General features: G+C 67.3%; 5 protein-coding genes and 1 pseudogene. All 6 read left to right on the forward strand.

What is annotated here, in order from left to right; all coding sequences use genetic code 11:
• Positions 1-38: 38 nt before the first annotated feature.
• A complete protein-coding gene (locus ODE13_RS05550) occupies positions 39-1,049 on the forward strand; it encodes a hydroxyacid dehydrogenase (RefSeq protein ID WP_322478340.1) in 1,011 nt (336 codons plus the stop codon).
• Positions 1,046-3,016 carry a DUF2264 domain-containing protein gene (locus ODE13_RS05555; RefSeq protein WP_322478341.1) on the forward strand — a complete coding sequence of 657 codons (1,971 nt, stop codon included), beginning with the start codon at positions 1,046-1,048 and terminating at the stop codon, positions 3,014-3,016. Before ODE13_RS05550 ends, ODE13_RS05555 begins: the two co-directional genes overlap by 4 nt.
• Positions 3,013-3,798: a sugar phosphate isomerase/epimerase family protein gene (locus ODE13_RS05560; protein ID WP_322478342.1), complete on the forward strand. Its 786-nt coding sequence runs from the start codon at positions 3,013-3,015 to the stop codon at positions 3,796-3,798. The genes ODE13_RS05555 and ODE13_RS05560 overlap by 4 nt, the downstream gene beginning before the upstream one ends.
• A 383-nt stretch (positions 3,799-4,181) precedes the next feature.
• Complete coding sequence (locus ODE13_RS05565; protein ID WP_322478343.1) at positions 4,182-5,900, forward strand: extracellular solute-binding protein; 1,719 nt, start codon at positions 4,182-4,184, stop codon at positions 5,898-5,900.
• The gene (locus ODE13_RS05570) at positions 5,893-7,572 is read left to right on the forward strand and encodes an extracellular solute-binding protein (RefSeq protein ID WP_322478344.1); all 1,680 of its coding nucleotides are present in this window, start codon (positions 5,893-5,895) and stop codon (positions 7,570-7,572) included. The genes ODE13_RS05565 and ODE13_RS05570 overlap by 8 nt, the downstream gene beginning before the upstream one ends.
• Positions 7,572-7,836: pseudogene (locus ODE13_RS05575) on the forward strand (sugar ABC transporter permease); the annotation flags it as partial. The gene ODE13_RS05570 and the pseudogene ODE13_RS05575, both read left to right, overlap by 1 nt.

Raw genomic sequence — 7,836 nt, forward strand, 5'->3', positions numbered from 1 at the left:
CAGGGCAGACCCCGCGCAGAAACGGAACCATGGAAAACATGACGACGACGCCGACCGCCCTGCTGGCCATGGCCCCGGCGACCGATGAGGCGCTCATCGGCGAGGCCGGGCGGGCAGAGATCGCCGAGCACGCACGACTGCTGACCGATACGCCGTTGACCGACTTCAGCACCCCGGAGGCCGAGGCGCTGCTCGGCGATGTCGAGGTCCTCATCACCGGGTGGGGGTGCCCTCCGGTGGGGGAGGCACAGCTCGCCGCGGCACCGAAGCTGCGCGCCATCATCCATACTGCCGGCTCGGTGCGCGGGCATGTGGGACCGGAGGTTTTCGCCCGCGGGATCGTGGTCTCCTCGGCGGCGGCGGCCAATGCCAAGCCTGTCATCGAATACACCCTGGCGATGATCCTTCTCGAGGGCAAGAAGGTGCTGCCTCGAGCCCAAGCCTACGCCCGGACCTGTCGCCAGCCGTCGCTGGGGGAGATCCCCCCGGGGTTGGGCAATCACGGGATCACGGTAGGGGTCCTCTCCGCCTCGCTCATCGGCCGGGGGGTGCTGGAGCGTCTTGCATGGCACGACATGGACCTGCTCGTGGCGGACCCTTACGTCGAGGCGGACGAAGCCGCATGTTGGGGCGCGGAGCTGGTCACCAATGAGGACCTCTTCGCACGCAGCGACATCGTCTCCCTGCACACCCCCTTGCTCGCGGCCACCCGCGGACTGGTCAGTGCGGAGCTGATCGCAGCCATGAAGCCTGGAGCCACGCTGATCAACACCGCTCGCGGTGCGGTGGTGGATCAGGACGCGCTGACCGAGGCCGCCGTGGCCGGACGTATTCGTGCGGTGCTCGATGTCACCGACCCCGAGACGCTTCCGCCGGAGCATCCCCTGTGGGGATGCGAGAACGTACTGATCACACCGCATCTTGCCGGTTCACAGGGCAACGAGCTGATCCGAATGCGCCGTTCCGCCCTGGCCGACCTGGCGCGCGCCGTCGCCGGCGAACCCCTCCTTCACCCTGTCCGTCACGAGACTCTGGAGCTGACCGCATGACCACCTCGACCACCCAGGACACCCTGCAGTACACGGGACTCACTCTGCCGGCGGAACACCGGACGCTGAGCCCGTACACAGGCTTCACACGCGAGCATTGGGAGGCCGCCGCAGACGGCATGGTGGCCAACGCGTGGCGCTGGGCCTCGCCGCGCGGAGGTCGTCTGGACCTGCCTGGCCGCAGTTCGCGCTCCGGCGTGCGCTCCGACGGGCTCGAGGGCTACGCCCGCACCTTCCTGGCTGCTGCGTTCCGGGTTGCCGGAGCCGGCGGCGCGGACCCGCACAACTGGGTGGACCGCTACGCCTCGGGCGTCGTGGCAGGCACCGAGAACGCGGGGGCCGACGACCCCGAGTCCTGGCCGATCATCCGCGACTTCGACGTGTTCGGCCAGCCCATGGTGGAGTCCGCCTCGGTGGCCATCGGCCTGCGGCTCACGAGGCCCTGGCTGTGGGATCAGCTCAACGAGATCCAGCAGGAGAAGATCGAGCACTGGCTGCGTGGTTCGCTCCGCTCCCTGCCTGCGCCGAACAACTGGTACCTCTTCCCCTACACGGTGGCCGGGTTCCTGGAATCGGTGGGACGAGGCGATGCGGAGACCGCCCGCATCCGGCGTCGTGGTCTCGACCTGCTGGAGAGCTGGTACCAGGGAGAGGGCTGGTACACCGACGGCGACCGCGGCGGCATCGACTATTACGTCGGCTGGGCCCTGCACCTCTACCCGGTGTTGGACGCGGTCATGTCCGCCCGTGAATCCGGTGCCGCCCCGGAACAGATCGCCGGCATCTACGGCGACCGGCTCAGCGAGCACCTGGAGACCTTCAGCCATTTCTTCGCGCCCAACGGGGCGCCGATCTATATGGGCCGGTCGATGACCTACCGGTTCGCGGCCGCCTCGGCGGTGGGGCTCGGAGCCGCGGCTGACGTCTCCCCGCTGACCCCGGGCGCCTCCCGGCGGATCATGTCCGGGACGCTGCGCTGCTTCCTGGACAAGGGGGCCCTCAACGAGCACGGGCTGCTGAGCCTGGGCTGGTTCGGCGAGCATGAGGCCAGCCTGCAGCCCTACTCGGGCCCGGCCTCACCGTATTGGGCCTCGAAGGCGTTCTCCGCCCTGTTGGCTCCGGCGGACCATCCGCTGTGGACGGCCACCGAGGAGCCGATGCCCACAGAGCTGGAGGACCACGTGGTGGCGGTGCCCAGCGCCGGCTTCCTGCTGCAGTCCACTGTGGCCGACGGTGTGGCCCGCATGCACAACCACGGCACCGATCCTCTGCGCGAGGAGTCCGGCGAGGCCGCCGCGGCCCCGGACCCTCTCTATGCCCGCTGGTCCTACTCCTCGCACACCGGCCCCACTGCCCGGCACAACCTGCCGGACAACGATCTCGCCGTCGTCTGGCGCGAGCGTCGCGGTTCTCGGGTCAGAGCCCGCAGCCTGGGTGCGGCGTCACACGGCGACTGGGGGTGGGCGGCCTCCTGGCACAAGCCGATCTTCGGCGGAGGAGCCTCCTCCGCGGTGCCGGGACTGCGCGTGGACAGCATCGTGGTGGCACGAGGAGCCTATGAGCTGCGTATCCATCAGGTCGCCGGCTGCCCGATCGGTGCCACGGTGGAGTCCACAGGCTGGGCCGTCGCCGGTCCTCAGCTCGAGGCGGACCTGCGTTCGGTGCTGCTGCCGCTGGCCGGATGGGAGCAGCTCGACGACGTGGCTGCTCCCACTGGCACCGCTCATGTCGCCTCGGCACGGGTGCCGCGGCTGCGAGCGGCCACGGAGCCGGATTCCTCACAGGTCTTCGTCGCACTGGCGGCCTTGACCCATGAGGACGGCGCCGTCTCCGACCCGGCGCAGATCATCCGTGGTCTGCGGATCACCGAGGACTCGGTCCTCTTCGGCTGGACGGGAGACACCCAGGACACGGTGGTGTCCCTGGATCCGGTGGCCGTGACCCGAAGCTCCGGGGGTGCGGCATGAGCTGGAGGTTCGCCTTCAGCACGCTGGGCTGCCCCGGAGCCTCCCTGGAGGATGTCTTGGGTCTGGCTGTCGAGAACGATGCCCAGGGGGTGGAGCTGCGTGTCCATGAGGAGGAGTTCCTCCATCTGGGTGTCTCCGAGCCGGAGGCGGCAGGTATCGGTGAGCAGGTCCGAGCCGCGGGCCTCGTCATCTCCGCGCTGGCCGGGTACGTGCAGGTCTGCCGCCCTGGCGAGGACGCGAGGGTGGTGGAGGAGCTGCGGGCAATGATCCGGCTGGCCGAGGTCACCGGGGCTGAGGCTGTCCGGGTGTTCCCCGGCGGCGAGGACGAGGCTGACGCGGGCGCGCAGGACCGGATCGCTGCGGTGCTTCCGCAGCTGCGCGCGGCAGGGGTCCGGCTGCTGGTGGAGACCCATGACAGCCACCCCACGGGGCGCCAGACCCTGCGGCTGGTGCAGGAGCTCAGGGAGCCCCAGCTGGCGGCCGTGCTGTGGGATGGCCTGCACCCCTGGCGCAGCGGAGAGGACCCGGAGGAGACCAGGGAGCTGCTCGGCGACCACCTCGCGTACTTCCAGGTCAAGGACGCCGTCTGGAGGGACGGGGCGTGGGTGCCGGTGGTTGTGGGCGAAGGGCAGGTTCCCGTTCAGCAGCAGGCGCGCCTGCTGCAGGATTTCACGGGCTGGGTGTCCCTGGAGTGGGAGCGTCGCTGGCACCCGCAGATCGCCCCGCTGGCTGAGGCGCTTCCTCCGGCCGCCTCCTGGTTCCGCCGGTGGAATCCCGCGTGAGGAGCCAGGAGGTCGCCGCCGCACCGTCAGCCACATGACGGTGGCGTCGTCGGCCGTGACATCCAGGCCGATCCGAGGGCCGTGGGCCGATACTGAGCGGGGTGAGCCTGCTCCGCACGCGTGTTCCCTCCGCCGGAACGTCTCCGAGGAGCAGCCCCTGCCGTCACGGCGGGGGCTGTTCTGCTTGCCCGGCGAATCTGCTTGCCCGGCGAGGGCCGTTTCCAGGCACGCTGACCGCGCCCCGCGTCGCCGGGCGTGGAATCGCTCTTTCCGCACTGTGAGCTGTTGCACAGTGTGAGGTCTCCGCTTATTGTGCCTCATGTCACAACAAAACATAAGACCGTGGCACCGCACCTTCCATCGCACCTGAAGGGAACTGCACCATGAGGCATGCTGCGCACAACCGATCCGGGGGGATCTGCCCGTGGAGGACCACCACAGCCCTGGCGATCACCGGGGCCCTGCTGCTGACCTCCTGCGGGGGAGCGGGAAGCGCTGAGGAGAACGGCGTCGAGGTGGACGAGGACCATGTCGGCCGTGGCGCCATGGAGGACTTCGGCGTCGGCGACACCTTCGTCGCCACCGAGCCCGTGGACATCTCCGTGCTCTACCGCAACAACCCCGATCATGGCCTCGATGAGGACTGGATGTTCTTCGAGCAGCTCGAGGAAGAGCACAACGTCTCCCTGAGCCTGGTCGATGCGCCGCTGAGCGACTTCGAGGAGCAGCGCTCCCTGCTCATCGGCGCCGGGGAGATGCCGGACTACGTCCCGGTGACCTATCCCGGCCAGGAGGTCCCCTATCTGGGCGGGGGCGCCGTGCTGCCGGTCAGCGACTACCTGGAGTATCTGCCGAACTTCACCGACAAGCTGGACCAGTGGGAGCTCTGGGATGAGTTCGACGCGCTGCGTCAGGAGGACGGCAAGGCCTACATGCTCCCGGGGCTCCGTGAGGACCCCTTCTACATCTTCAGCATGGTGGTCCGCGGAGACATCTGGGACGAGCTGGGGCTGGAGAACCCCGAGACCTGGGACGAGCTGGCCGACCAGCTGCGCGAGGTCAAGGACGCCTACCCGGATGTGACCCCGATGTCCGACCGGTGGGAGCTGCAGAGCACCCTGAACATCGCCTCGGCCAACTTCGACACCGTGGCAGGCTGGGGCTACGGGCAAGGTCTGTACTTCGACCATGAGAACGACGAGTTCATCTACGCCGGTGCCTCGGACGAGTACCGCGATCTCGTGGAGTTCTTCGCCGGTCTGGTGGAGGAAGGGCTCATGGATGCCGAGACCATGACCCAGGACGACCAGATGGCGGAGCAGAAGTTCTCCGCCGGGGACTCCTTCGTCATCGGAGGCAACGACGAGTCCACGACCATCTATCACCGTGGATTCGAGGAGCTCGGCACCGAAGGAGCCGAAGCTCGGCTCATCCCCATCCCTGGGGGCCGTGACGGGGACTTCGTGCACAGCGGGGCGCGGACCGACTCCGGGCTGATGATCTCCAACTCGGTCGCTGACGAGGACGACTTCCTGGCGCTGTTGCAGTTCATCGACTGGCTCTACTACTCGGACGACGGGCTCGAGTTCGCCACATGGGGAGTGGAGGGCGAGACCTACGAGCGTGATGAGGATGGCGCGATCACGTTGGGTGAGGACATCGACCTCAACAGCCTCCACCCTGATGCCGAGGAGCATCTGCTGCGCGACTACGGCTTCCACAACCAGCCGTTCATGCACGCCGCGGGCTCGCTGACGGAGTTCGTCCACTCGGGCCTGCGTCCGCATGTCATCGAGTGGCAGGAAAGCATGCAGCACAAGGAGGAGCGCCCGGTGACACCGGCGTACCCCTTCACCGATCTCGAGCTGGAGCAGTTGGGCCTGTGGTCCACCAGCCTGACGGATCACGTCCAGACGGCCACCGCTCAGTTCATCCTGGGGCAGCGCAGCGTCGACGACTGGGACGCCTATGTGGCAGAGCTGGAGAGCCTGAACATGCAGAGCCTGGTGGACATGGCCAACGAGGCCTATGAGCGGGCCCAGGAGCAGATCGAGGAACAGGCAGAGGAGCAGGGTGAGGAGCAGGGTGAGGACGATGCCTGAGATGCGACGCTGGAGGACACCGGTGGCCGCGCTGGGAGTGACCTCCCTGCTGCTGGCCGGCTGCGGTTCCGGAGCAGCCTCCGAGCTGGCCGAGATCGACGAGGAGGCCCAGGGAGTGGGCGCGATGGGGGACTACTCCGTCGGTGAGACCTTCGTCGCCGAGGAGCCGATCACCGTCTCGCTGCTGTATCGGGACCACCCCAACTACCCGCTGCAGGACGACTGGCTGATCCTGGAACATCTGGAGGAGGAGCATGGGGTCACCCTGGATCCTGTGGTGGCGCCGCTGAGCGACTTCGAGGATCGGCGCTCGGTGCTCATCGGTTCCGGGGAGATCCCCGACTATGTGCCCGTGATGTGGCCGGGGGATGAGATCCCCTACATCTCCGGAGGGGCGCTGCTGCCGGTGAGCGACTACCTGGAGTACATGCCGAACTTCACCGACAAGCTTGAGCGGTGGGACCTGCAGGAGGAGTTCGACAACCTGCGACAGGACGACGGAAGGGCCTACATCCTGCCGGGCATGCGGGAGGACCCGTTCCACAACTGGAGCGTGGCCATCCGGGATGACATCTGGCAGGACATGGGGTTCGGGGATCCCGAGACCTGGGACGAGTTCCAAGACCAGCTGGAGCAGATCCGTGCCGAGCATCCGGAGATGATCCCGTGGTCTGACCGGTGGGAGATGAACGCCACCCTCAACCTTGCCGGCCCCAACTTCAACACCACCGGTGGGTGGGGGCTGGGCAACGGCCTCTACTACGACGCCGAGGCTGATGAGTTGGTCTTCACCGGCGCCACTGACGAATACCGGGAGATGCTGGAGTACTTCGCGGGACTGACTCAGGACGGCCTGTTGGACTCCGAGTCGCTGACCCAGGACGACGACTCGGCCGTGCAGAAGTTCGCCTCCGGGCAGTCGGCGGCAGTCGCCTCCAACGAGGAGGAGCTGGAGACCCTGCGCACCGCCTTCGAGGAGATCGGTGAGGACGACGCGGAGGTGCGGATGATCCGGGTGCCTGCCGGTCCTGCAGGCGACAACGTGGCCAGCGGCGGTCGCTTCGACGTCGGGATGGTGATCGGAGCCCACACGGCCGAACGCGAGGACTTCATCGCCATGCTGCAGTTCCTCGACTGGCTCTACTACTCCGACGAGGGACTGGTCTTCGCCACCTGGGGTGTGGAGGGCGAGACCTATGAGATCGACGACGACGGTGAGCGGCAGCTGGCCGAGGACGTGGATATCAAGGGGTTCAACTCCGGTGCCGAGGAGCATCTCTCCATCGATCATGGCTTCTACAACGGCGTGTTCACGCACAATTTCGGGTCTGACACCGAGATCTTCCTGTCGCTGATGAGCGAGGAGATCGTCGAGCTGCAGGATCAGATGGCAGATAAGGAGGAGCTGCCCCTGCAGCCGAACATCCCGTTCGACGAGCTCGAGCTGGAACAGGCCGCGCTGTGGCAGAACTCCTTGACGGACCAGGTCCATCAGGCCACCGCCCAGTTCATCCTGGGCCAGCGGGACCTGGACGACTGGGACACCTACGTGGCGGAGCTCGAGGCGCGGAACATGAACGAGTACGTCGAGCTCGCCAACGAGGCATACCAGCGGGGTCAGGAGATGCTCGACGAGCTCGACGAGGCCGAGGGGCATGGGGAGGGCGAGTGATGACGACTATCCAGCCCGGTCCGGGCACCCTCCCGGGACGCGGCGGGGCGGAGGCCGCCGTCGTCGATGATCTGGTGTCGGAGCCCCGGCGTGGGTCGCGGCGGCGGAGTCTGTATGCCGGGACGAACAATACGAATACCTGGCGGTATGCGTTGAAGAAGGATTGGCGGCTTTATAGCTTGCTGGTCCTGCCTCTGGTGTTTCTGCTGATCTTTCGTTATCTGCCGATGGCGGGCAATGTCATCGCTTTCCGGCGGTTCCGTC

This window comes from Nesterenkonia sp. HG001 (genome assembly GCF_034438835.1).
In the GTDB taxonomy this organism is placed as follows: domain Bacteria; phylum Actinomycetota; class Actinomycetes; order Actinomycetales; family Micrococcaceae; genus Nesterenkonia; species Nesterenkonia xinjiangensis.

Bases quoted from the DNA above. Each gene is read 5' to 3' on its own strand.
- ODE13_RS05550 (WP_322478340.1), top strand. From the start codon at position 39: ATGACGACGACGCCGACCGCCCTGCTGGCCATGGCCCCGGCGACCGAT.
- ODE13_RS05555 (WP_322478341.1), top strand. From the start codon at position 1,046: ATGACCACCTCGACCACCCAGGACACCCTGCAGTACACGGGACTCACT.
- ODE13_RS05560 (WP_322478342.1), top strand. From the start codon at position 3,013: ATGAGCTGGAGGTTCGCCTTCAGCACGCTGGGCTGCCCCGGAGCCTCC.
- ODE13_RS05565 (WP_322478343.1), top strand. From the start codon at position 4,182: ATGAGGCATGCTGCGCACAACCGATCCGGGGGGATCTGCCCGTGGAGG.
- ODE13_RS05570 (WP_322478344.1), top strand. From the start codon at position 5,893: ATGCCTGAGATGCGACGCTGGAGGACACCGGTGGCCGCGCTGGGAGTG.